This is a genomic window from Cellulomonas chengniuliangii, assembly GCF_024508335.1.
In the GTDB taxonomy this organism is placed as follows: Bacteria; Actinomycetota; Actinomycetes; order Actinomycetales; family Cellulomonadaceae; genus Cellulomonas_A; species Cellulomonas_A chengniuliangii.
Genome location: NZ_CP101988.1, coordinates 2,493,488 through 2,515,843, shown reverse-complemented (window position 1 = coordinate 2,515,843; position 22,356 = coordinate 2,493,488). Strand labels below are relative to the sequence as shown.

21 protein-coding genes are annotated in these 22,356 nt (G+C 72.6%); 12 read left to right on the top strand and 9 right to left on the bottom strand.

The window, feature by feature from the left end; all coding sequences use genetic code 11:
* Positions 1–125: 125 nt before the first annotated feature.
* From NP064_RS11670 to NP064_RS11660, 3 genes are all read left to right on the top strand, one after another.
* Positions 126–1,217, top strand: coding sequence for a type IV pilus twitching motility protein PilT (locus tag NP064_RS11670; RefSeq protein ID WP_227569488.1), 1,092 nt, complete (start codon positions 126–128; stop codon positions 1,215–1,217).
* Positions 1,218–1,323: 106 nt separating this feature from the next.
* Positions 1,324–2,145, top strand: coding sequence for a DUF4097 family beta strand repeat-containing protein (locus tag NP064_RS11665; RefSeq protein ID WP_227569489.1), 822 nt, complete (start codon positions 1,324–1,326; stop codon positions 2,143–2,145).
* Positions 2,145–2,747, top strand: coding sequence for a PadR family transcriptional regulator (locus NP064_RS11660; RefSeq protein WP_227569490.1), 603 nt, complete (start codon positions 2,145–2,147; stop codon positions 2,745–2,747). The genes NP064_RS11665 and NP064_RS11660 overlap by 1 nt, the downstream gene beginning before the upstream one ends.
* Positions 2,748–2,762: 15 nt before the next feature.
* Here the strand turns inward: NP064_RS11660 and NP064_RS11655 are convergent, their stop codons facing one another.
* Together NP064_RS11655 and NP064_RS11650 are read right to left on the bottom strand one after the other, a co-directional pair.
* Complete coding sequence (locus NP064_RS11655; RefSeq protein ID WP_227569491.1) at positions 2,763–3,368, bottom strand: GDSL-type esterase/lipase family protein; 606 nt, start codon at positions 3,366–3,368, stop codon at positions 2,763–2,765.
* A 162-nt stretch (positions 3,369–3,530) separates the two neighbouring features.
* Positions 3,531–3,692, bottom strand: a complete 162-nt coding sequence (locus NP064_RS11650) for a hypothetical protein (protein ID WP_227569492.1) — start codon at positions 3,690–3,692, stop codon at positions 3,531–3,533.
* 93 nt (positions 3,693–3,785) lie between these two features.
* Between NP064_RS11650 and NP064_RS11645 the strand changes: the two genes are divergently transcribed.
* Entirely contained in the window at positions 3,786–4,784 is a 999-nt protein-coding gene (locus NP064_RS11645) for a GlxA family transcriptional regulator (protein ID WP_227569493.1), read from the top strand.
* A gap of 64 nt (positions 4,785–4,848) precedes the next feature.
* Here the strand turns inward: NP064_RS11645 and NP064_RS11640 are convergent, their stop codons facing one another.
* The 5 genes from NP064_RS11640 to NP064_RS11620 form a co-directional block, all read right to left on the bottom strand.
* On the bottom strand, positions 4,849–8,616 hold the full coding sequence (locus NP064_RS11640; RefSeq protein ID WP_227569494.1) for a multifunctional oxoglutarate decarboxylase/oxoglutarate dehydrogenase thiamine pyrophosphate-binding subunit/dihydrolipoyllysine-residue succinyltransferase subunit: 3,768 nt from the start codon (positions 8,614–8,616) through the stop codon (positions 4,849–4,851).
* Positions 8,617–8,820: 204 nt separating this feature from the next.
* Positions 8,821–9,624: an ABC transporter permease gene (locus NP064_RS11635; protein WP_227569495.1), complete on the bottom strand. Its 804-nt coding sequence runs from the start codon at positions 9,622–9,624 to the stop codon at positions 8,821–8,823.
* Entirely contained in the window at positions 9,621–10,553 is a 933-nt protein-coding gene (locus NP064_RS11630; RefSeq protein ID WP_227569496.1) for an ABC transporter ATP-binding protein, read from the bottom strand. Before NP064_RS11630 ends, NP064_RS11635 begins: the two co-directional genes overlap by 4 nt.
* Positions 10,554–10,641: 88 nt before the next feature.
* Positions 10,642–11,688, bottom strand: a complete 1,047-nt coding sequence (locus tag NP064_RS11625) for a HAMP domain-containing sensor histidine kinase (protein ID WP_227569497.1) — start codon at positions 11,686–11,688, stop codon at positions 10,642–10,644.
* Positions 11,685–12,446 carry a response regulator transcription factor gene (locus tag NP064_RS11620; protein WP_227569498.1) on the bottom strand — a complete coding sequence of 254 codons (762 nt, stop codon included), beginning with the start codon at positions 12,444–12,446 and terminating at the stop codon, positions 11,685–11,687. The genes NP064_RS11625 and NP064_RS11620 overlap by 4 nt, the downstream gene beginning before the upstream one ends.
* Positions 12,447–12,747: 301 nt before the next feature.
* On the opposite strand from NP064_RS11620, the gene NP064_RS11615 reads away from it, so the two are divergent.
* From NP064_RS11615 to NP064_RS11605, 3 genes are all read left to right on the top strand, one after another.
* Positions 12,748–14,136 carry a hemolysin family protein gene (locus tag NP064_RS11615; RefSeq protein WP_227569499.1) on the top strand — a complete coding sequence of 463 codons (1,389 nt, stop codon included), beginning with the start codon at positions 12,748–12,750 and terminating at the stop codon, positions 14,134–14,136.
* The gene (locus NP064_RS11610) at positions 14,133–15,176 is read left to right on the top strand and encodes a hemolysin family protein (protein ID WP_227569500.1); all 1,044 of its coding nucleotides are present in this window, start codon (positions 14,133–14,135) and stop codon (positions 15,174–15,176) included. Before NP064_RS11615 ends, NP064_RS11610 begins: the two co-directional genes overlap by 4 nt.
* A 181-nt stretch (positions 15,177–15,357) precedes the next feature.
* Complete coding sequence (locus NP064_RS11605) at positions 15,358–16,380, top strand: M15 family metallopeptidase (protein WP_227569501.1); 1,023 nt, start codon at positions 15,358–15,360, stop codon at positions 16,378–16,380.
* A gap of 96 nt (positions 16,381–16,476) precedes the next feature.
* Here NP064_RS11605 and NP064_RS11600 read toward each other — a convergent pair whose 3' ends face one another.
* Both NP064_RS11600 and NP064_RS11595 read right to left on the bottom strand, forming a co-directional pair.
* Positions 16,477–17,388, bottom strand: coding sequence for an aldose 1-epimerase family protein (locus NP064_RS11600; protein WP_227569502.1), 912 nt, complete (start codon positions 17,386–17,388; stop codon positions 16,477–16,479).
* 34 nt (positions 17,389–17,422) lie between these two features.
* Positions 17,423–18,202 (bottom strand): class I SAM-dependent methyltransferase, encoded by a 780-nt coding sequence (locus tag NP064_RS11595; protein ID WP_227569503.1) that lies wholly within the window; start codon positions 18,200–18,202, stop codon positions 17,423–17,425.
* A gap of 329 nt (positions 18,203–18,531) precedes the next feature.
* Between NP064_RS11595 and NP064_RS16665 the strand changes: the two genes are divergently transcribed.
* The 5 genes from NP064_RS16665 (at position 18,532) to NP064_RS11570 (ending at position 22,321) form a co-directional block, all read left to right on the top strand.
* Positions 18,532–18,834, top strand: coding sequence for a winged helix-turn-helix domain-containing protein (locus tag NP064_RS16665; RefSeq protein WP_308015932.1), 303 nt, complete (start codon positions 18,532–18,534; stop codon positions 18,832–18,834).
* 191 nt (positions 18,835–19,025) lie between these two features.
* Positions 19,026–20,252, top strand: a complete 1,227-nt coding sequence (locus NP064_RS11585; RefSeq protein WP_227569504.1) for a TadA family conjugal transfer-associated ATPase — start codon at positions 19,026–19,028, stop codon at positions 20,250–20,252.
* Positions 20,253–20,261: 9 nt separating this feature from the next.
* Positions 20,262–21,122: a type II secretion system F family protein gene (locus NP064_RS11580; RefSeq protein ID WP_227569505.1), complete on the top strand. Its 861-nt coding sequence runs from the start codon at positions 20,262–20,264 to the stop codon at positions 21,120–21,122.
* Positions 21,119–22,051, top strand: coding sequence for a type II secretion system F family protein (locus NP064_RS11575; protein WP_227569506.1), 933 nt, complete (start codon positions 21,119–21,121; stop codon positions 22,049–22,051). Before NP064_RS11580 ends, NP064_RS11575 begins: the two co-directional genes overlap by 4 nt.
* A gap of 48 nt (positions 22,052–22,099) precedes the next feature.
* Positions 22,100–22,321 carry a hypothetical protein gene (locus NP064_RS11570; protein ID WP_372456375.1) on the top strand — a complete coding sequence of 74 codons (222 nt, stop codon included), beginning with the start codon at positions 22,100–22,102 and terminating at the stop codon, positions 22,319–22,321.
* Positions 22,322–22,356: the final 35 nt, after the last annotated feature.

The following is a 22,356-nucleotide window of genomic DNA, read 5'->3' as shown; positions in this document are numbered from 1 at the left end:
CTCCTCACGTACTGGCGCCCGTGATGCGCGCCGGATTCGGGTCCATGCTCCCACATCTCCTCGTGTGGATGCGCCGCGCTCCGCTGGATCTCAAGTCGGGGCGTGTCCTCTCCGATGACTGAGAGGTGAGCGACCAGCCGTTGTCCGTCATCCCGTTCCTGCACGCCCTGGCCAGCACGGGCGGCTCTGACCTGCACGTGAAGGTCGGCTCGCCACCCCGTGTGCGGGTCGACGGGCGCCTGCGGCGCCTGCAGGTGCGCGATCTGCGGCCCAAGGACACCGAGCTGATGCTCTCCGAGGTGCTGCCCGAGGACCTGGTCGACGCCTTCCGTCGCACCCACGAGGCCGACTTCGCCTACTCGGTGCCCGGTGTCGGCCGGTTCCGCGCCAACGCGTACCAGGCGCGCGGAACCTTCGGCATGGTGTTCCGCCGGGTGTCCGTCGGCACGATGACGGTGGCCGACCTGGGCCTGCCCGACATCGTGGGCGATCTGGCGCTCGAGCCCCGTGGACTGGTGCTGGTCACTGGGCCCACGGGATCAGGCAAGACGACGACGCTGGCGTCGATGGTGGACCTCATCAACACGACCCGCGAGGTCAACATCGTCACGATCGAGGACCCGATCGAGGTGCTCCACCAGGACAAGAAGTCGATCATCTCCCAGCGCGAGGTGCGGCAGGACACCGACGACTTCGCGGTGGCGCTGCGCGCGGCCATGCGGCAGGACCCCGATGTCATCCTCGTGGGCGAGATGCGCGACACGGAGACGGTGCGGGCGGCGCTGTCCGCCGCCGAGACGGGCCACCTGGTGCTGTCCACGCTGCACACGATCGACGCGCCGGAGACCATCAACCGCATCGTCGACTTCTTCCCGCCGCACGAGCAGAAGCAGGTGCGGGTGGCGCTGGCGCAGGCGCTGCGCGGGATCATCTCGCAGCGCCTGGTGCGCAACGCGGACGGGAACGGCCGCCGCCCGGCCGTCGAGGTCATGGTGAACACCGGCCGCACCGCCGACGCGATCCTGGAGCCGCTGGACAACCCGCCGCTGCTGGACCTCATCCGCGACGGCGACTACTACAAGATGCAGACCTTCGACCAGCACCTGCTCCAGCTCATCCGTGACGACGTGATCACGTACGAGGACGCGTGCGCCGCGGCGACCAACCCCCAGGACCTCACCGTGGAGCTGCGAGCGGCGGGCCTGCTCGTCTCCTGAGGGCCCGGTCGGGGAATGGCGGGGTGTGGACGGCGAGGCCTTGTGAGGCGGCCTGAGGCGCCATAGCGTGCTGGAGACGCGATATATCTCGTCTCCGGAGGAAGCCATGGCCACCGAGTCCTGGGTCGTCACCGGCCCGCAGGTCATCGAGATCGACGAGGCCGCGGCGCTGCGAGTGCAGGTCGTGCGGGGGCGGGTCGACGTGGTCGCCCACGCCGACCCCGCGCAGCGCGGCGTGCGGCTCGAGGTGCACGCGGTCGTGGGGCGGCCGCTCGAGGTCTCCCTCGCCGAGGGCGAGCTGAGGGTCGGGTACACCTTCACACTCGGCGGGTGGGACTCGTTCATCGACTCCTTCCGTGCCTTCGGCGACTCCGACTCGGCCGACGTGCACATCGCCGTCCCGCGGGACCTGGCGGTCCGGCTCGGCACGGTGGGCGCGGAGAGCCTGCTCGCGGGGGTCGAGCAGGACGCGTCCGTGGCGACGGTCTCCGGCGGGGTCGTGACCGACGGCACCCGCGGGGCGCTGTCCGCGAGGTCGGTCTCCGGCGACGTCGTGGTGCGGGGCCATGCTGGCGACCTGCGCTTCACCAGCGTGAACGGCGACCTGACGGCGGCGGGCGACCTGACCCGCGTGCTCGCCAACACCGTGGCGGGGGAGGTCTCCCTGGACGTCCCCACGGAGTCGGCCACGCTGAGCCTCACGACCGTGTCTGGCCACGCCACCGTGCGCCTGCCACCCGGGCGCGGCCTGCGCGTCGAGGCTCGCAGCGTCGCCGGGCGGGTGGTCGTCGACGGGCGGCGGCACTCGGGCTCCGGCCCGCACCAGACGAACGTCGACCTCCCGGGCGAGGGGTCCTGCTTCATCTCGTGCTCGACGGTCTCAGGCCATCTCACGGTTTTGCGCGGTGGCCAGCCCCAGGGCGCCTGATGCCGCCGGTGTTCGCCCACGGGCAGCTGCGGCTGTACCTGCTCGCGCTGCTCGAGGCGGGCAGCGCGCACGGGTACGAGCTCATGCGTGCGCTCTCGGACCGGTTCGGCGGCGTCTACCGGCCGAGCCCTGGGACGATCTACCCCCGGTTGGCGAGGCTCGAGGAGGAGGGCCTGGTGCGCCGGTCCGACGACGGGCGCAAGGGCACCTACTCGCTCACCCCTGCCGGCCGTGAGGAGCTGGAGCGCCGCCGCGGTGAGTTGGCGTCGCTCGAGGAGGACCTGTCCAGGACGGTGCGGGATCTCGCGGCGCAGGTGCGCGACGAGGTGCGCCGGTCGATGACGGGCCTGCGGACCGAGCTGGCTGCCGCCGCGCAGCAGGCCCGCGCCGGCAGCGTCCCGGACGCCGACGCGCCCTCCGCGCGCGACGACTCCCATGCCCGGCGGCTCGAGGTCGAGGCGCTGGTGCAGAGGTTCCGCGACGAGGTCCGGGCGGACCTCCGCCAGGCGGACGCGCGCGCGGGCGTCGGGACGCTCACGGTCGAGACGGTCCGCACGGTCCTGGACAGCGCGCTCGCGGCTGTCCGCTCGACTTTGCGCTGAGCGCGGCGGGCCTGGTCAGACTGTGTCGTCGGGGAGGCCGAGCCAGGTGTGCCAGCCGGTGTGCAGCACGAGCCACGCCATCAGCCCGTATCCGGCCTGGCTGGGCAGCACGCCGTCGCCCGCGGCCATGTCGGCCAGCCACTGCTCGTGCGCCGCGAGGGGGGTGAAGGTGTCGACGTAGGGCACGCGACGGCGGGTGGCGACGTCCGCGTAGGCCGCGGAGAGGTCGGCGAGCCGGTCGGCGTCCGCGGGGCGCCCGGGAGGCGGGCCGACGACGAACGCGGGGATGCGACGCTGGTCGGCGATGTCGAGGATGTTGGCCAGGTTGAGCCGGCTGCGGGCGAGCGACAGCCCGGCCCCGATGTCGGCCCTGCCCAGCCCGATGACCAGGCGGTTGTCGGCGTCGGCGGCGAACCGCCGGTCGGCCTCCTCCTCCCAGCGGGCGCCGAGGCCGGTGCTGGTCTCCCCGGGCACGGCGAGGGTCAGGACGGCAGGGGGTGTCGGGGTGGGCGTGCGGGCGGTGACGCGGCCGACCCAGCCGAGGCCCTTCGGGTCGCCGACGCCGGCGGCCAGCTCGTCGCCGACCACCGCGAGGCGCAGCGGCTGCTCGCCCACACTCATCACTCCAGCCCGTCTCGTGCGCGCGCACCTGGCGACCGTCGGCCCCGGAGACGCGCGCGTCTGGCGCCAAGTGTCTCAGGCGTGGCGCGGCAGGAGGTGACGATCGCCGGGCGCGGCGCGACCACGATCGTGTCGAAGCGCGGCGCGGCAGGCGCGAACAGGTCAGAAGTAGGGCGTTCCGCGCGTGGCGTCCCGCAGGCGCCCAGCCGGGTGCGACAGCGGCGGAGGCTGCGAGCCGTAGCCGTCGCGGCGCACTTGCCGGACGGCGACGGCAAGGAGGCCGATGAGCGCCGCCAGGCCGATGACGATCCACACCGAGTCCATGGCAGAAATCCTGCTCTCCGCAGAATTCTGCCACCAGTGGCGGAGATGACGACTGTCGTTGATGTTCTGCCAACCGCCGCGGATACTGGCTCCATGCTCCGCACCGTCACCGCCATCGTGCTCCCCGGAGTCGCGCCCTTCGAGCTCGGCGTCGTGTGCGAGGTCTTCGGCATCGACCGCAGGGACACCGGCGGGCCGGCGTTCGACTTCACCGTGTGCGCGCCCCAGCCCGGGGCCGTGCCGGGGAAGACCGGTATGAGCATCCTCGTCGAGCACGGCTTGGAGGCCGCCGACCACGCGGACCTCGTGGTCATGGTCGCCTACGACCTGGGCTCGGCCGTGCCGCCGGAGGTCCTCGAGACGCTGCGCCGCGCCCACGCCCGAGGCGCCTGGGTCTTGAGCGTCTGCAGCGGGGCTTTCGCGCTCGGCGCCGCAGGACTGCTCGACGGGCGGCGGTGCACCACGCACTGGATGTTCTCCGACGCGCTCGCGCGACGGCACCCGATGGCCCTCGTCGACCCCGCGGTGCTCTATGTCGAGGACGACGGGGTGATCACCAGCGCCGGCACGGCCGCGGGCATCGACGCCTGCCTGCACCTGGTGCGCCGCGAGCTCGGGGCGGCCAGCGCCGCGGCCATCGCCCGACGCATGGTGGTCGCGCCGCACCGGGACGGCGGGCAGGCCCAGTACGTCGACACGCCCCTTCCGGCGGACGCCGACACCCTGGCGCCGCTGCTCGCCTGGATGCACGAGCACCTCGACGAGGAGCTGTCCGTGCCGGTGCTCGCCGCGCAGGCGCTCATGTCCGAGCGCACCTTCGCGCGCCGCTTCCGGGCGGAGACCGGTGCGACGCCCGCCGCGTGGGTCACCCGGCAGCGTGTGGCCCGCGCGCAGGAGATGCTCGAGCGCACGGACGCCGGTGTGGAGGAGATCTCGCGCCGGTGCGGCTTCGGGTCGGCCGCCGTGCTGCGCCACCACTTCGCCCGTCTCCTGGGCACCAGCCCTGCGGCCTACCGGCGGACGTTCGCGGGCGGGCCTCGCCAGCCATCGTCCGCGGCCGTCGCCGAGCTCGCCGCGGCCGGCCACGGCTGATCGCAGAACGGCGCCCCGCCCCCGTGAGGGGAGCGGGGCGCCGTCGTGCGTCGGGGCGTGACGGTCAGCGCGCGAACGCCTCCTCGAGGAGCTGCGCCTGCTCGGCCTGGTGCTTCTTCGCCGAGCCGGTCGCCGGGGACGCCGACTCGGGCCGGGACACGACACGGATCGGGCGGCCGACGATCTGCGGCATGTGCATCGACACGTGCGTCCACGGGCCCTGGTTCTGCGGCTCGTCCTGCACCCACACCAGCTCCGCGTCGCCGAACGGCGCGAGGGCCGCGTGCAGGCCCTCCTCGTCGAGCGGGTAGAGCTGCTCGAGCCGGACGATCGCGGTGCGCTGGTCGCCCGACTTCACCCGCTGCGCGAGCAGGTCCCAGTAGACCTTGCCCGAGCACAGCAGCACCCGGTCGACCTGCCCGGCCTGCGCGGCGGCCAGATCATCGCCCACCACCGGCAGGAACGTGCCGGAGGTGAAGTCCGAGACCGCCGACGACGCCGACTTGAGCCGCAGCATCGACTTCGGGGTGAACACCACCAGCGGGCGGCGGGGCCGCGCGTAGGCCTGACGGCGCAGCAGGTGGAAGTACGACGCGGGCGTCGACGGCTGGGCCACCGTGAGGTTCTGCTCGGCGCACATCTGCAGGAAGCGCTCGATGCGCGCCGAGGAGTGGTCCGGTCCCTGTCCCTCGTAGCCGTGCGGCAGCAGCAGCACGACGGACGACCGCTGTCCCCACTTCTGCTCGGCGGAGGAGATGAACTCGTCGATGACGGTCTGCGCGCCGTTGACGAAGTCGCCGAACTGCGCCTCCCACAGCACCAGGGCGTCCGGCCGCTCGACCGAGTACCCGTACTCGAAGCCCAGCGCCGCGTACTCGCTGAGCGAGGAGTCGTACACCCAGAACTTCGCCTGGTCCGCCGTGAGGTACAGCAGCGGGGTCCACTCGGCGCCCGTCTCGCGGTCGTGCATCACGGCGTGCCGCTGCACGAACGTCCCGCGGCGGGAGTCCTGGCCGGCCAGGCGCACCGGGGTGCCCTCGACCAGCAGGGATCCGAAGGCCAGCAGCTCGCCGAAGCCCCAGTCGATGTTGCCCTCGCGGGACATCTGCTCGCGCTTCGCCAGCAGCTGGGCCAGCTTGGGGTGGACGGTGAAGCCCTCGGGCGGCCGCACGTGCGCCCGCCCGATCCGCTCGAGCACGCTCACGTCGACGGCGGTCTTCCAACCGACCATCACGCCCGCGTCCTCGCGCTGCGACTCGGGCCGCTCCAGGCCCGCGATCGGCTCGCTCTCCGCCGGCGCCGTGTAGCCGCCCTCGCGCGTCTCCGTGAAGACCCGCTCGAGCTGCGTCTGGTAGTCCTGCAGCACCTGCTCGGCCTCGTCCACGGTGATGTCGCCGCGGGAGACGAGGGTCTCGGTGTAGATCTTGCGGACCGAGCGCTTCGCCTCGATGAGGTTGTACATCAGCGGCTGCGTCATCGAGGGGTCGTCGCCCTCGTTGTGGCCGCGGCGGCGGTAGCAGAGCATGTCGATGATGACGTCGCGGCCGAACTGCTCGCGGTACTCGAAGGCCAGCTCCGCGACCCGCACGCACGCCTCGGGGTCGTCCCCGTTGACGTGGAAGATCGGCAGCTGCAGGCCCTTGGCCACGTCGGTCGCGTACTGCGAGGAGCGCGACGAGGAGGGGCCCGTGGTGAACCCGACCTGGTTGTTGATGATGACGTGGATGGTCCCGCCGGTGCGGTAGCCGCGCAGCTGGGCCAGGTTGAGCGTCTCGAACACCACGCCCTGGCCGGCGAACGCCGCGTCCCCGTGGATGAGGATGGGCAGCACCGAGAAGCCGTCGCCGCCCAGGTCGATCCGGTCCTGCTTGGCGCGCACGATGCCCTCGAGCACCGGGTCGACCGCCTCGAGGTGGGACGGGTTGGCCGCGAGGTACACCCGCGTGGTGGCGCCCGACTCGGCGGTGAACTTGCCCTCGGTGCCCAGGTGGTACTTCACGTCGCCCGAGCCCTGCACGGACTTGGGGTCCTGGTTGCCCTCGAACTCGCTGAAGATCTGCCCATAGCTCTTGCCCGCGATGTTCGCGAGCACGTTGAGCCGCCCGCGGTGGGCCATGCCGATGCCGACCTCGTCGAGCCCGTTGTTGGCGGCCTTCGACAGGATCGCGTCGAGCAGCGGGATGACGGACTCACCGCCCTCGAGCGAGAAGCGCTTCTGGCCGACGAACTTGGTCTGCAGGAACGTCTCGAAGGCCTCGGCCGCGTTGAGGCGGCGCAGGATCCGCAGCTGGTCCTCGCGGGGGGTGCGGGCGTAGCCGGTCTCGAGCCGCTCCTGGATCCACCGGCGCTGGCGCGGGTCCTGCAGGTGCATGTACTCGATGCCCACCGAGCGGCAGTACGAGTCGCGCAGCAGGCCGAGCACCTCGCGCATCTTGGCGCGGGACTTCCCGGTGAAGCCACCTGTGGGGAACGTGCGGTCCAGGTCCCACAGCGTCAGGCCGTGGGTCTGGATGTCCAGGTCCGGGTGCTTGCGCTGGCGGTAGGCGAGCGGGTCGGTGTCCGCCATGAGGTGCCCGCGCGAGCGGTAGGAGTGGATCAGCTCGGCGATCCGGGCCGGCTTGATGGCCTCGGCGTCCGGGTCGGCCGAGACGTCGCGCACCCAGCGCACCGGCTCGTACGGGACTCGCAAGGAGGCGAACACGCGGTCGTAGAAGCCGTCCTCGCCGAGCAGCTTCTGGCCGAGGATGCGCAGGAAGTCACCTGACTGCGCGCCCTGGATGATCCGGTGGTCGTACGTCGAGGTGATCGTGATCGTCTTGGAGATGCCCATCCGGTTGAGCTGCTCCTCGGACGTGCCGGCGAACTCCGCCGGGTAGTCCATGGCGCCCACACCGATGATCGCGCCCTGGCCGGCCATCAGGCGCGGCACGGAGTGCACGGTGCCGATGGTGCCCGGGTTGGTCAGCGAGATCGTGGTGCCCGCGAAGTCCTCGACCGTGAGCTTGCCTGCCCGCGCGCGCCGGACCACGTCCTCGTACGCGCTCCAGAAGTGCGCGAAGTCGAGGGTGTCCGCCTTCTTGATGCTGGGCACCAGGAGCTGGCGGGTGCCGTCCGGCTTCGCCAGGTCGATGGCCAGGCCCAGGTTGACGTGCGCGGGGGTGAGCACGGCGGGCTTGCCGTCGAGCAGGGTGTACCCCGCGTTCATCGCCGGCATGTCGGCAATCGCTTCGACGAGCGCGTAGCCGATGAGGTGCGTGAAGGAGATCTTCCCGCCCCGGCCACGGCTGAGGTGGTTGTTGATGACGATGCGGTTGTCGACCATCAGCTTGGCCGGGATGGCGCGCACCGAGGTCGCCGTGGGGACCTCGAGGCTCGACTCCATGTTCGTGACCACGCGCGCCGCCGGGCCACGGAGCTTCTGCACCGAGTCCTCGGCCGGGGCCTCGGTGGCCGGGAGCCGCGCCGGAGCCGCCTGGGCGTAGGGGGCGGTGGCGGGCTGGGCGGTCGCTATCGGCGCGGAGGTGGTCACCGGGACGGGCATGCTGCTCTCCGTCACCGAGGCGGCGGGCGCAGCAGGCGCCGCGGGCGCAGCGGCGGGAGCGGCTGCGGGCGCCGCCTTGCCGTTGCCGCCCGGCGAGGGCGCTGGCGACTCGTCGCCGTCACCGTCCCGGGTCGCGGGCTTCTCGCCGGGCTTGTAGCCCTCGAAGAACTCCCACCACGCGGGGTCGACCGCGTTCTTGTCCTGGAGATACTGCTCGTACAGCTCGTCCACGAGCCATTCATTGGCGCCGAAATCGGCCCGGGTCGAGTCTGGCTCTGCCTTCTGGGACACGCGAGGTTCGCCCACTTCCGCCGCGGCGTCGCCGCGTCATCGCCGGTTCTGTTGACAACAACACTACGGCCTTGACACTGGGAAGTCAGACCGGCGGACGGTGTCTGGGACGCGTGTCACCCCACCGCCGCACAGGTGGTCAACTCCGGGCAACGAGCGCGTCCCGCCCGCCCAAAGGACGGGTCGACGCAGCGTCTTTCCAGGTCATGTGATGTCCCGGCGCAGAGTCGTCATCCGACCGATCGCGGCGAACACCAACGCGTAGCCGACCAGGACCAGGAAGCCCTGCCACGGCTGGAGCAGGTCGGACAGGCCGCCGGCCGAGTAGAAGCTGGTGCCGGCAACCGCCTCGCCAGCCGCTCCGGGCAGGTACGGGGCGATGCCGTTGCCCCACGACGCGAAGCCCAGCACGACCCGCAGCACCGGCTCGACGAACTGGGTGAAGGCGAGCAGCACGACGATGGCCGCGACCTGGTTGGTCAGCAGCGTGCCGAAGCCCACGCCGACCACCGCCCACACTGTGAGCGCGACGACCGACAGCACGATCGTCCGCTGCACGTCCGACTCGCCGAGGTACGTCGGCTCGCCGAGCGCGGCGAGGACCGCGGCGCCGGTCGCGACGGTCGCGAGGGTGCCGACCACGCCGAAGACCAGGCCCAGCACGGCGGAGGAGAGGAGCTTGCCGCCGAGCATGACCGTCCGGCGCGGCTCGGCGAGCAGGGTGGGCGTGATCGTCTGGTGGCGGAACTCCCCGGTCATCGCCAGGGCTCCCACGATGAGCGGGAACACGTAGCCGAGCGACGGGGCCAGCGTGTAGACCATGCGGGTGACCTCGCCGCCTGTCAGCGCGACGTCTTCGCCCCCGGCGGTCATGTCGCCGCCCTGGGTGAGGCTCCACGCCATCACCGCGGCGAGGAAGGCCATGTACACCGCCATGGCGATGAGCAGGATCCACCACAGCCGGGTGGTGACGAGCTTGCGGTACTCGGTGGTCAGTGCGGCCCTCATCGGGCGCCTCCTGTCGTGGCGTCCTGGGCGGGGGAGGTCAGGCTGAGGAACGTCTGCTCGAGCCCGGGGTCGTGGGGGGTCAGCTCGGAGAGCTCGACACGGGCGGCGAACGCGGCCGCGCCCACGGCCGCGGCGTCGACGCCGAGCAGCTCGACACGGCCGGGGGACGAGGCGTCGGCCGCTGCCTCCCAGCCGGCCTGCGCGACGAGCGCGTCGAGCCCCGCGACGTCGGGGGAGGCCACGCGCACGCGGGGGAGCGCGAGGCGGGCCAGGGCGTCCAGGGTCGAGGAGTGCACGAGCCGGCCCCGGGCGATGATGATGACGTCGTCGACCGTCTGCTCGACCTCGGAGAGCACGTGGCTCGACACCAGCACGGTGCGGCCCTGGGCGGCCAGCGAGCGCAAGAACACGCGCAGCCACCGGATGCCCTCGGGGTCGAGACCGTTGGCCGGCTCGTCGAGCAGCAGCACGGGAGGGTCGGCCAGGAGCGTCGTCGCCAGGCCCAGGCGCTGGCGCATGCCCAGCGAGAAGCCGCCGACCCGTCGGTTCGCCGCGAACGAGAGGCCGACCAGGTCGAGCACCTCGGAGGCCCGGGAGTCGGGCACCCCGGCCTGGGGCGCGTACACCCGCAGGTGATCGAGGGCGGTGCGCCCGGGGTGGAAGCTGGCCGCCTCGAGCGCGGCGCCGACCGTCCGCATGGGTTGGCGCAGCTCGTGATAGGGCTTGCCGCCGATCGTCGCGGAGCCGCTGGTGGGGCTCACGAGCCCCAGCAGCATGCGCAGCGTGGTGGTCTTTCCGGCGCCGTTGGGGCCGAGGAACCCGGTGACGCGTCCAGGCTGCACCTGGAAGGTGAGGTCGTCGACGGCGCGGACCGCGCCGAACGACTTGGACAGGTGGGCGACCTCGATGACGCCGTCAGACGATGACATGGGTGTGAGCCTAACTGTAATAGTTGGACTAGAACAAGTACCCCCGGCACTATTCGTGACGCGGACTCCGCGCAGCCGTCTTGCGAGGTCAGAGCCGGTACGCGGGAAGGGTCACCCGCATGGTGCAGCCCACCTCGGTGTCGGCGACCTCGATCACACCGCCGTGGAGGTCCACAGCCCAGCGCACGATCGCCAGGCCCAGGCCGGTGCCCCCCGTGGAGGTCTGGCCCGTCGTCGCCGGCATGTTGCCGCGCGCGAACCGCTCGAACACCTGGGTGCGCTGCTCGCGCGCGATGCCCGGCCCGCGGTCCACGACGTCGATGCGGACGTCCGGCCCGGACCGCGACGCCACCAGGCGGACCTCCTCGCCTGGAGGGGAATGGCGCGCCGCGTTGTGCAGCAGGTTGGCCACCACCTGGTGCAGCCGCTCGGAGTCGGCCGGGACCGTGAGATCCGGTGGGCTCACCTCCACGGGGAAGCGGAGCCCCTTGTCGGCGCCGACCAGCGCCGCGCTCTCCGCCGCGTCCATGAGGAAGTCGCGCAGCGGCACGTCCGCGATGTCGAGGCCCACGGCGCCCGCCTCGACCCGGGACAGGTCGAGCAGGTACGCGACCAGGCGCCCCAGCCGCTCCGTCTGGGCGAGCGCGGCCTGCAGCGTCGCGGCGTCCGGCTCGCTGACCCCGTCGACGATGTTCTCGAGCTGGGCCTGCAGCGCCGTCACCGGCGTGCGGAGCTCGTGGGACACGTTCGCCACCAGCTCGCGGCGCAAGGTGTCGGAGTGCTCGAGGTCCTCCGCCATCGTGTTGAAGGCCGAGGCGAGCTGTCCCACCTCGTCCCGGCTCGTGGCCTGCACACGCTGGGTGTAGTCGCCCGCGGCCATCGCCCGGGCAGCCGCCGTCATCTCGCGCAAGGGCGAGGTCATGCCGCGGGCCAGCAGCTGCGTCACCGCCAGCGAGACGAGGATCGCCAGCGGCAGGGTCCGCGAGGGGCCCAGGTGGTTGTTCAGGCCGAGCCACGTGATGAACGCGGCCAATGTCACCGTCGCGGCGACGAGGATCCCGAGCTTGATCTTGATCGATCGGAACCGGTCGAGCGGGCGCACATCGGGCAGTCGGCGGGCGTGCCGAGGGCTCACGCGTCAGCCTCGGCGGCCGAGGGCTCGAACGCGTACCCCACTCCGTGCACGGTGCGGATCAGATCGGCCCCGAGCTTGCGCCGCAGCGCCTTGACGTGGGAGTCGACGGTGCGGGTGCCGCTCGCGTCGACCCAGTCCCACACCTCGGCCAGCAGCCGCTCGCGGGTGAGCACCGTGCGCGGCGACGAGGCGAGCGCGACCAGCAGGTCGAACTCGGTGGGGGTCAGGTGCACCTCCAGCCCGTCGCGGTGCACCCGCCGCTGCGCGCGGTCCACCACCACGTCGCCCACCTCGAGCGAGGGCAGCGGCGTCGACTGCGTGCTCAACAGCTCCGCGGCGCGCGCCGCCCGCTCGGTGCGCCGCAGCAGCGCCTTGATCCGCGCCACCAGCTCGCGCATCGAGAAGGGCTTGGTCATGTAGTCGTCGGCGCCCACGCCGAGCCCGATCAGCATGTCGGTCTCGTCGTCCCGGGCGGTGAGCATGAGCACCGGGACCGGGCGCTCGGCCTGGATGCGCCGGCACACCTCGAGCCCGTCGATTCCGGGCAGCATGACGTCCAGCACCACAACGTCGGGCTTCATCCGCGACGCCGCGGAGACTCCCGCGTGGCCGTCGCCGACCGTCTCGACGCGCCAGCCCTCCGCGGAGAGGCGATGCGCCACGGCGGTGGCGATGGCGGGCTCGTCCTCGACGACCAGCACGAGGGTCGTGGGGGATCCCGGGCCGGTGCTGGCTGCGGCCCCATGACTGATCGACATGGGGCCAGGGTGGCACAACGACCCTGGGCGCCGGGTCAGCCCCACGGTTGATCCGGGCCATCCGCGAGGTGGACCTGGCCTTGCGGGCATCCGGGCGTGCGCAGGTGTGTGCGGCGCCCAGGGGTGTTCCGTAGGATGTCCTCACCATGAGCAGCTCAAGTAGCTGCCGGCGTCCCGCCCGGGCCTCTGAGCCCGGGGGCGACCATGCCGGCTCCTTTCCTGTCCTGATCATCCGCGCCCTCCGCACTGTTCGACCTGTGCGGCTCCCGGCGCCTGCTCGCGTGGCGGGCGGTGATGGTCCGTGCTGACCGAATGGCTCCTCGTGGGCCTCGGTGTGCTGCTCACCCTCGGCACCGCGGTGTTCGTGGCGAGCGAGTTCTCGCTGGTGACGCTCGACGCGGGCCTGTTGGACAAGCAGACCCGCCCAGACGACCGTCGCGGGCAGTCGGTGCTCAAGGCGCTGCGACAGCTGTCCACCGAGCTCTCGGGCGCACAGGTCGGCATCACCGTGACCACCATCCTGCTGGGCTACACCACGCAGCCCGCGGTGGCCCGGATGCTCACCGGCCCGCTCGAGGGCTCGTTCCTGGGCCCCGCCGTCGGCGCGGGGGTGGCGGTGCTGGTCACCGCGGTGCTGGTCAACGGCTACTCGATGCTGTTCGGGGAGCTGGTGCCCAAGAACTTCGCGATCAGCCACCCCGAGGGCACGGCTCGGCTCGCCGCCCCGTTCCAGCGCACGTTCACCGCGGCGCTGCTGCCCCTGATCAAGCTCTTCAACAATTCCGCGAACGCCCTGCTGCGGCGGGTCGGGGTGGAGCCCCGCGAGGAGCTGTCGGGTGGGCGGTCCTCCCAAGAGCTCGCGTCGCTGGTGCGCCGATCGGCGCAGGTGGGCACGCTCGACATGTCCACCGCGACGCTGCTGACGAACTCGATCGAGTTCGAGGAGCTGACCGCGGTGGACGCCATGACGGACCGGCAGCGCATGATCGTGCTGCGCCGTGACGACTCGGCCGCCGACGTGGTCGCACGCTCGCGGGAGACCGGGCACTCGCGCTTCCCCGTGATCGGGGAGGACCGGGACGACATCCTGGGACTGGTCCACCTGCGCCGGGCCATCGCGGTGCCCTACGAGCGCCGGGCCGACGTGCCCGCCGCCGCGCTGATGGTCGAGGCGCCCCGCGTGCCCGAGACGGTGCACCTGGGCCCGCTCCTCGACGAGCTGCGCGAGCTCGGGCTGCAGATGGCGGTGGTGGTCGACGAGTACGGCGGCACCTCCGGCATCGTCACCCTCGAGGACGTCGTCGAGGAGCTCGTGGGAGACGTCGCCGACGAGCACGACCGGCGCCGCAATCCCGCCTCGCTGCGGGCCGACGGCACCTGGGTGCTGCCCGGGCTGCTGCGGCCCGACGAGCTCACCGAGGTCACCGGCCTGACTGTGCCGGCTGACGGCCCCTACGAGACGCTGGGCGGCCTGGTCATGGCGTTGCTGGGCCGCGTGCCCGAGGCGGGTGACGAGGTCGAGGCAGGCGGCGTGCGGCTGCGCGTCGAGCAGATGCAGGGGCGGCGCGTCGAGCGCGTGGCCGTCACCCCGGCCCCACCCGAGGCGGACGGCCTCGACGACGAGCGGGACCGCACGGTGCCCGACCGCGACGGCCCACGCTGGTCGCGCAACGAGCGGGGAGAGTCGTGAACAGCAGCCTGGCCCTCCTCTTCGCGGCGATCCTGCTCGCCGGCAACGCCTTCTTCGTCGGCGCGGAGTTCGCCATCATCTCGGCCCGGCGCAGCTCGATCGAGCCGCTGGCCGAGGCGGGCAACCGGCGGGCCCGCACCGTGCTGTGGGCCATGGAGCACGTCTCCCTCATGCTGGCGTGCGCCCAGCTCGGCGTCACGGTCTGCTCGACCACGCTGGGCCTCGTCGCGGAGCCCGCCATCGCGCACCTCATCGAGGACCCGCTGCACGCCGTGGGCGTGAGCACCAGCCTGGCGCATCCCATCGCGTTCGTGCTGGCACTGGCCATCGTCGTCTACCTGCACGTGGTGCTCGGCGAGATGGTGCCCAAGAACCTCGCGGTCGCGGGGCCGGACCGCGCGGTGCTGTGGTTCGGGCCGCCGCTGGTGTGGATTGGGCGCGTGGTCCGGCCGGTGATCTCCGGGCTCAACTGGCTCGCCAACCACGTGCTGCGCCTGTTCGGCGTGGAGCCCAAGGACGAGGTCGCCTCCGCCTTCACCGCGCAGGAGGTCCGCTCGATCGTCGAGCTGTCGCAGGCCGAGGGCCTCATCGACGACGCGCAGGGACTGCTCTCGGGCGCCATCCAGTTCTCCGACCGCACCGCCGCCGAGGTGATGATCCCCCTCGACGAGCTCGTGACCCTCGGCGCGGAGGCCACGCCGGCCGATGTCGAGAAGCACGTCGCCCGCACCGGGTACAGCCGCTTCCCGGTGCTCGACGGCGCGGGCGTGCCGGTGGGCTACCTGCACCTCAAGGACGTCCTGTACGCCGACGAGGCCACCCGCGACCTGCCGGTGCCGACGTGGCGCGTGCGGGCGCTGGCCGTGGTGAAGCCCGAGGCCGAGGTCGAGGAGGCGCTGGCCGCGATGCAGCGTTCCGGGGCCCACCTGGCCCGGGTCGAGCAGGGCGGGCGCACTGAGGGCGTCGTCTTCTTGGAGGACATCCTCGAGGAGCTGGTCGGCGAGGTCCGGGACGCGATGCAGCGCGACGGGATGCGCTGACGTGCGAGATGTCCGAAACGTTGGTTACGTGGTCGTGCATTCGGGTGGATGATGTCTGGACAGGCGTCCAGACGGCTTGGATCGACCGCGTGTGTCCGTTATGGTTTCGTGACCGCTCAGGAGCAGGACGCCAGCACGACGCTGGGGCCTGCCACCGGACGGGTCAATCCTCGTCGTGGTCATGAGCTCTGGAGGTGTCGTGGGGTCGCAGCCCGATCCGCGCGCCCCCGGCGTCGTCTCCCGTCGCCAGCTGCGCGAGCAGGCGGCGCAGGCAGAGCGGGCCCAGCGGCGAGGCAAGCTGTCTCCCGTGGCCCAGCGCACCAGCCACCCGCACTCGTCGCACGCCGCCCACGCGGAGGCGCACGCACCCGAGCAGGCGGCGCGGCGCGCCGACCAGGCGCCCACGTCACGCGTCATGTCGAGCGGCGCACGCTCTGCCCGGACAGGCGCGGGCTCGCGTTCCGCCCGGTCCGAGGTGCCCCGTGGCCCGGTCAACCGGACCGCGAGCTGGACCGTCCGCCTCGGGGTGCTCGCCGCGCTCGCGGGTGTCACCGTGGTCGTGCCCCTCACCCAGAAGCCGTTGCCGTCGGGGGAGTTCGGCGCCGAGCTGCAGGCCGAGGCCACGCTGCCCAGCACCGTCGAGGCGCTCAGCGCCTCCGTCACCACCGGCCTGCCGCCCTCGGCGCTCATATCCACCGACGCCACCGCGCTCCGCGCGACCGTCTCCTCGAGCCGCTCCGAGGAGCGGGAGGAGCTGGCGGGCTGCGATGGAGCCAAGCGCGCCCCCGGCACCAATGGCCAGCTCAAGACCGCTGACCTGTGCGCGCTCTGGGACGGTCGCACCCAGCTCCGCGCCGACGCGGCAGTCTCCCTGGCCGTGCTCAACGAGGCGTTCGTCGCCCGGTTCGGCGCGGACATGTGCTTGGTCAGCGGCTATCGGACCCTCTCCGAGCAGATCAGGGTCAAGGCGACGAAGGGCGGCCTGGCAGCGGCGCCGGGCAAGTCCAACCACGGCTGGGGCCTCGCCGTGGACCTCTGCTCCTCGGAGACGAGCGGCAACAAGTGGACCTGGCTCAACCAGAACGCCCCCTCCTATGGGTGGGACAACCCGGAGTGGGCCCGGCCCGGCGGCTCCGGCCCGTACGAGCGGTGGCACTGGGAGTACACGCAGGGCGTCAAGGACGACGGCGAGTACTTCGGCTGACGCAGCGCGTCCCGCAAGGCATCGCCCCCAGCAGAGCAGGACATGACAGAGCCCGACCACGCCAGGCGTGGTCGGGCTCCGTGGTCCCGGGGACTGTCAGCTGAGGGTCACGCCCCACGTCACGGTGTGCGTGCCGCCAGGCTCCAGGCTCACCAGGCGCTCGCCTGTGCGGAACGCGTCGGCGATGCAGCTCATCGGCTCGGCGGCGACCCCGCCACGGTCGATGCGGGGGATGCCGTTGCCGGTGCACACCTGCCAGGTGTCCATCGACCCGTCCATCCACACCGAGGCGGTGCGGCCGTCCGGTGAGGCGAGGTGGATCCAGGACAAGCCGTCGGCGTCGCGCACCGGGTCGACGAACGCGTCATCGAGCACGACCCCCTCGAGCAGGCGCGGGGCCCGGAAGTCGAAATCGGAGTCGACCGGCTCGACGCCGATGGGCAGCAGCCGGTCGTCGTTGACCACGTGCGTCGCGGCGTCCAGGCGCAGCGTGCACTCGTCGACGCGGGCGTCGCCGGGGGAGAGCCACGGGTGGAAGCCCACGCCGTAGGGCGCCGCCGAGCCGCCCAGGTTCGTCGCCGCGACCTCGACGCGCAGGCCGTCGTCGGACAGCGTGTAGGTCGCCTCGATGCGCAGCGGCCACGGGTAGCCGGGCGTCGGCACCAGGTCGTGGCGCAGCGTGACGGCTGTGTCGGTGGGCTCGCCCACGGCGGTGAACCGCGCGTGGCTGACCAGCCCGTGCAGGGCGGTGCGGCGGTCGTGCTCGTTGAGCGGCACCTCGTACGTGACGCCGTCGACGGTGTACTCGCCGTCCCGCAGCCGGTTGGGCCACGGGGCGAGCACGGCGCCCGAGTAGGCGGGCGCGATGACGTCCTCGGCGAAGGGCATGGTCACGGGGCGGCCGGCCACCGCGTACTCGCGGATGCTGGCGCCCACCTCGGCGATGGTGGCGCGGTGGTCGCCGTGGACCAGGCGGTGCTGGCGACCGGACGGAGAAGGAGTGTTCACCCTCACAACGGTAGCGGGCCGGCCGTGGGCCCGGTCAGGACGTGGGGCCGGGTCGGCGAGGCCGACGGGCGTGGAGCAAGAACCGCACGCTGGTCACGTCGAACGAGCCGTGCGCCTCGATCCGCTGGTGGACGCGCCGCAGCGCGTCGAGCGAGTCGTGGGCCACGAACCCCGGCGCCTGCCACGGGACTGCGCGCAGCTGCAGCACCAGGGCCCCGACGTCCAGGTACCGGGTGACGACCGCCGCCTGCGCGCGCACCTCGCACACCAGCCCGGCCTCCTCGACGCGCGCCGCCAGATCGTCCAGGTCCCGGACGGCGTTCGGGAACGTCGCCGCGGGAGCGCCGAGCGCCTCCCCGATCTCGGGCTCGTTCACGTCGGCGATCTGCTGGGTGAGCAGCACGCCGCCCGGCCGCAGCACCCGGGCGGCCTCGGCCAGGTCCAGGTCGCCGTGCCTGTTGAGGACCAGGTCGGCTCCGGCGTCCGCGACGGGGAGCCGCCCGTCGACGCGTTGGCGCACCTCCACGCCCAACGGCTGGAGCCGGGCCGCCGCTATCGGGATGTTGGGCGGCCAATCCTCGACGGCGATCGTCCCCGCCGGCGGGGCCAGGCGCGCCAGGACCTCGCCACCGCCGGTGTCGACGTCAAGGACGTGTGCCGCGGACGCCAGGCGCGCCGCCGCGAGCCGCTCGTAGTCCCACGGCAGCGGTGTGCTGGTCTGCCTGCCCTCGAGGAACGAGAAGTGCCACCCGTCGATGGGGGTCGTGCTGGCGTCGTCGATGAGCCGCGAGAAGGCGTGATCGTGCCGAGCCATGAGGTGCTCCCGTCAGGGGATGGGCGAGCGAGGGCTGAGCGCATGACGGCATCAACCGCAGCCCACAGGCCGGCGGGACGGTCAGGGCGCCCGTGAAGAGGGGATACTCGACGCGGGCTAGCTACCTCGGGGCATCACGCGCAGATCCTCGCACGGGATGGCGGGAAGGGCTCAGGGATGTGCGGCCGGCCACCTGCCCGCTCGCCGAGGACGTCGTCTCCGTCGCGGGGCTGCCCGAACCGATGCGCACCTCTGCTCCACGCGCCATCGCTTTCGACCCGCCGTTCTGAGCGTCTGCGCCCAGAGATCCGGCGAGGCGCGTCAGCGGGGTGGTGACGCAGATCCTCGAGGCGGTGTGGCAGTACGACTTCGGCGGGGACTCCGTCGTCGTCGAGCGGTTCGTGTCCAACCTGCGTCGCAAGGTCGACGACGGGCACGAGGCGCTCATCCAGACTGTCCGCGGTGTGGGGATACCTCGAGGACCGATCGGCCGAGGCGTTGAGAGGCTCGGCGGCGCGGGTGGAGCAGGTCCTTGCCCGCGGACCCTCGTCGACCAGCGGTCCGGTCACCGGGACGACGGTCGCCGTCGAGCTGCCGCGGCGCACCCGCCCCGAGGTCCGGACGCCCAGTGACGCGGCAGACCTCAGGCAGGGTTCACGCTGGCGGCGGCGTTGACCATTCCCGCAGTCACTTCGTTCGGGTGAATTGCCTGCTGGGTGCAGGCCGACCTGTGGACGGTCTGGTGCGTTCTGTCTGGTTTCTCCCTTAGTGTCGGGGCGCCCGCGGTCGCACCGAGGGGCGCGGCACCGGGCGAGGAGCGGATATGGACGGCGTGGCGATCCTCGAGACCGAGGTGCGCGAGCTGATCCGTCGTCGTGGGCTGGACCCGGTGCGCGACCGCAGCGGGGTGCGGCAGCTCGTCACCGACGCCATCGCGGACTATGACGCCCGGAGCGTTGTGGGCGCCGTCCCGCCGCTGGCCGACGCGGCGGGCGCACTGAAGAGCGTCGTCGACGCGGTCGCCGGGCTCGGGCCGCTGCAGCGATACCTCGACGACCCGGAGGTCGAGGAGATCTGGATCAACTCGCCCACCGAGGTCTTCATCGCCCGGCGCGGGGAGCCCGAGCTCACCACCACGATCCTCACCGCGGGCCAGGTGCGGGACCTGGTGGAGCAGATGCTCAAGGCATCTGGCCGGCGGCTGGACCTGTCCAGCCCGTTCGTCGACGCGAGCCTGCCGGGCGGTGAGCGGCTGCACGTCGTCATCCCCGACGTCACGCGGCGGGACTGGGCGGTCAACATCCGGAAGTTCGTGGCTCGCGCCCAACGGCTCGACGACCTCGTCGCCCTCGGGTCGCTGCCCGTGGCCGCCGCGGCGTTCCTCGACGCCGCAGTCCGCGTGGGTCTCAACGTGCTGGTGGCCGGCTCGACGCAGGCTGGCAAGACGACGATGCTCGGCGCGCTCGCGGGCTCGGTGCCCGCCCGGCAGCGGATCGTCACCTGCGAGGAGGTGTTCGAGCTGCGGCTCGTCCACCGGGACGTCGTGGCACTGCAGTGTCGTCAGCCCAGCCTCGAGGGCACCGGCGAGATCCCCTTGCGGCGCCTCGTCAAAGAAGCGCTGCGGATGCGCCCCGACCGGCTGCTCATCGGCGAGGTGCGCGAGGCCGAGGCGCTGGACCTGCTCGTGGCTTTGAACGCGGGCGTGCCGGGGATGTGCACCCTGCACGCGAACTCGGCTCGGGAGGCCCTCACCAAGCTGTGCACGCTCCCGCTGCTCGCCGGGGAGAACATCTCCGACAGGTTCGTGGTGCCGACGGTCGCCGCAGCCATCGACGTGGTGGTGCACCTGGGTCTGGACGCGCGGGGCCGTCGTCGGGTCTGCGAGATCGTCGCCGTCCCGGGCCGGGTCGAGAACGGGATCGTGGAGACCGCCGACCTGTTCCACCTGCGCGGCGAGGAGCTCGTGCGGGGCGAGGGGTACCCGCCGCACGCCGAGCGGTTCGCGATCGCCGGCATCGACCTTCCAGCACTGCTGCGCGCCGGGCGCTGAGGGCTGGCCATGGGCGTCGTGATCGGCCTGGTGCTCGGGGCAGGGCTCTGCTGCGTGTGGTGGTCGTGCTGGGCGCCTCCCCGCCGACCGGCGGCCCGGGGCGACGGGTGGGCGGCGCGCACCCAGGACCTGTTGGTGCAGGCCGGGGCGCCGCAGGTCACGCCAGGATCGCTCGCGGCGGCCAGCACGGGACTCGGCGTGCTCGTCCTGTTCGTCGGAGTGGCGTTGACCCGGGCCCCAGCGGTGTCGTTCTGCTTCGCGCTGATGGGCGCCGCAGCGCCGTTCGCGCTGGTGCGGGGGCGTGCGCGGCGCCGCCGAGCGCGCCTGCGCGACGTGTGGCCGGAGGTCGTGGACCACCTCGGATCGGGGATCCGGGCAGGGCTCTCGTTGCCCGAGTCGCTGGCGCAGCTGGGCGACCGCGGGCCCGTCGAGCTCCGCGAGCCGTTCGCCGCCTTCGCCGAGGACTACCGGGTCACCGGGCGGTTCGGGGACTGCCTCGACGACCTGAAGGCGCGGCTCGCGGACCCTGTCGCGGATCGGATCATCGAGGCGCTGCGGCTCACTCGCGACGTCGGCGGCACCGATCTCGGTCGCCTGCTGCGCACGCTGTCCGGGTTCCTCAGGGAGGACGCGCGCACCCGGGGCGAGCTCGAGGCGCGGCAGAGCTGGACCGTGTACGCAGCCAGGCTCGCCGTGGCCGCGCCCTGGGTCGTGCTGGCGATGCTCGCCACCCGCACCGAGGCCGCCAGCGCCTACAACTCCGTCGCCGGCTCGGTGGTCCTGCTCGTCGGCGCGGTGTGCTCCGTGGCCGCGTACCTGACCATGGTCCGGATCGGGCGGCTCCCCGAAGACCCGCGGGTGCTGCGATGAGCGGGGCGCTCCTGGGAGCCGGGGTGGGGGCCCTAGGCGGGCTCGGCGTCGCCGTCGTGTGGTGGCGGCTCGCCGCCCGGCGCATCACCCTCGATGAGCGCCTCGCTCCGTACCTGCGGCCTCAGCGCACCGGCTCCCGGCTGCTGCGCGTGACCGCCACCCGCACCCCGTTCCCCACGCTCGAGAGGCTCATCGCCCCCGTCATGGTCGACGGCGTGCGGTTCGTCGCCAGGTTCGGGTCGCCCGCCGCCGAGCTGCGCCGCCGCCTCGAGCGCGCGGGGCGGACCGAGACCGTGGAGGAGTTCCGTGCCGGGCAGGTGGTCTGGGGAGTCGTCGGCCTCGCCGCCGGCCTGGCGCTCGCGCTGCTGATCGCGGCCGGACGGTCGGCCGGGATGCTCCCGCTGCTGGTCCTCGTGGTGGTGTGCGGCGCCACCGGGGTCCTGATGAGGGACTACCAGCTCACCCGGGAGGTCACTGCACGGGAGGAGCGCCTGCTCGCTGAGCTGCCCACCATCGCGGAGCTACTCGCCCTGTCGGTCAGCGCGGGCGAGGGCGCCGTGGGGGCGCTCGAGCGGGTGGTGCGCACGACGCACGGCGAGCTCTCCGGCGAGCTCGCCCGCACCCTGGCCGACGCCCGCTCCGGCACGCCCCTGGCTCATGCCCTGGAGAAACTCGCAGACCGCACAGGGCTGCCGGCCCTCGCGCGCTTCGCCGAGGGCGTCGCCGTCGCGGTCGAGCGGGGAACCCCGTTGGCGGAGGTCCTCCGCTCCCAGGCGCAAGACGTCCGCGAGCACCGACGGCGCGACCTCATGGAGCTGGGCGGTCGCAAGGAGGTGCTGATGATGGTGCCGGTGGTGTTCCTCATCCTGCCGGTGACCATCGTCTTCGCCGTGTTCCCCAGCATCGCCGTGCTCAAGGTCGGGCTGTGACCCATGTGGACCGCAACAGATGAAGGAGCCACCATGCAGGAGGAAGCGATGGACCGGGATGACGGCGACAGGGACCAGTCAGAGGCGGGCAGTCCCCTCGCCGCGCGGCCTGGCGCGGGGTGGGCGGGCGACGACCGTGGTGACGTGCCCGGATGGGTGCTGATCACGCTGATGACCGCGGGCCTGGTCGTGGCGTTGTGGGCGGTGGCGGGCCCGGCGCTCTCCAACCTCTTCGAGAGCTCGATCGCGAGCGTCACGGGACCTCCGTGACAGGGCCGGACACCCTCGTGCGGCGGTCCGCTGTC

Bases quoted from the DNA above. Each gene is read 5' to 3' on its own strand.
- NP064_RS11665 (WP_227569489.1), top strand. From the start codon at position 1,324: ATGGCCACCGAGTCCTGGGTCGTCACCGGCCCGCAGGTCATCGAGATC.
- NP064_RS11660 (WP_227569490.1), top strand. From the start codon at position 2,145: ATGCCGCCGGTGTTCGCCCACGGGCAGCTGCGGCTGTACCTGCTCGCG.
- NP064_RS11655 (WP_227569491.1), bottom strand. From the start codon at position 3,368: ATGAGTGTGGGCGAGCAGCCGCTGCGCCTCGCGGTGGTCGGCGACGAG.
- NP064_RS11650 (WP_227569492.1), bottom strand. From the start codon at position 3,692: ATGGACTCGGTGTGGATCGTCATCGGCCTGGCGGCGCTCATCGGCCTC.
- NP064_RS11645 (WP_227569493.1), top strand. From the start codon at position 3,786: ATGCTCCGCACCGTCACCGCCATCGTGCTCCCCGGAGTCGCGCCCTTC.
- NP064_RS11635 (WP_227569495.1), bottom strand. From the start codon at position 9,624: ATGAGGGCCGCACTGACCACCGAGTACCGCAAGCTCGTCACCACCCGG.
- NP064_RS11630 (WP_227569496.1), bottom strand. From the start codon at position 10,553: ATGTCATCGTCTGACGGCGTCATCGAGGTCGCCCACCTGTCCAAGTCG.
- NP064_RS11620 (WP_227569498.1), bottom strand. From the start codon at position 12,446: ATGTCGATCAGTCATGGGGCCGCAGCCAGCACCGGCCCGGGATCCCCC.
- NP064_RS11605 (WP_227569501.1), top strand. From the start codon at position 15,358: ATGAGCTCTGGAGGTGTCGTGGGGTCGCAGCCCGATCCGCGCGCCCCC.
- NP064_RS11595 (WP_227569503.1), bottom strand. From the start codon at position 18,202: ATGGCTCGGCACGATCACGCCTTCTCGCGGCTCATCGACGACGCCAGC.
- NP064_RS11585 (WP_227569504.1), top strand. From the start codon at position 19,026: ATGGACGGCGTGGCGATCCTCGAGACCGAGGTGCGCGAGCTGATCCGT.
- NP064_RS11580 (WP_227569505.1), top strand. From the start codon at position 20,262: ATGGGCGTCGTGATCGGCCTGGTGCTCGGGGCAGGGCTCTGCTGCGTG.
- NP064_RS11575 (WP_227569506.1), top strand. From the start codon at position 21,119: ATGAGCGGGGCGCTCCTGGGAGCCGGGGTGGGGGCCCTAGGCGGGCTC.
- NP064_RS11570 (WP_372456375.1), top strand. From the start codon at position 22,100: ATGGACCGGGATGACGGCGACAGGGACCAGTCAGAGGCGGGCAGTCCC.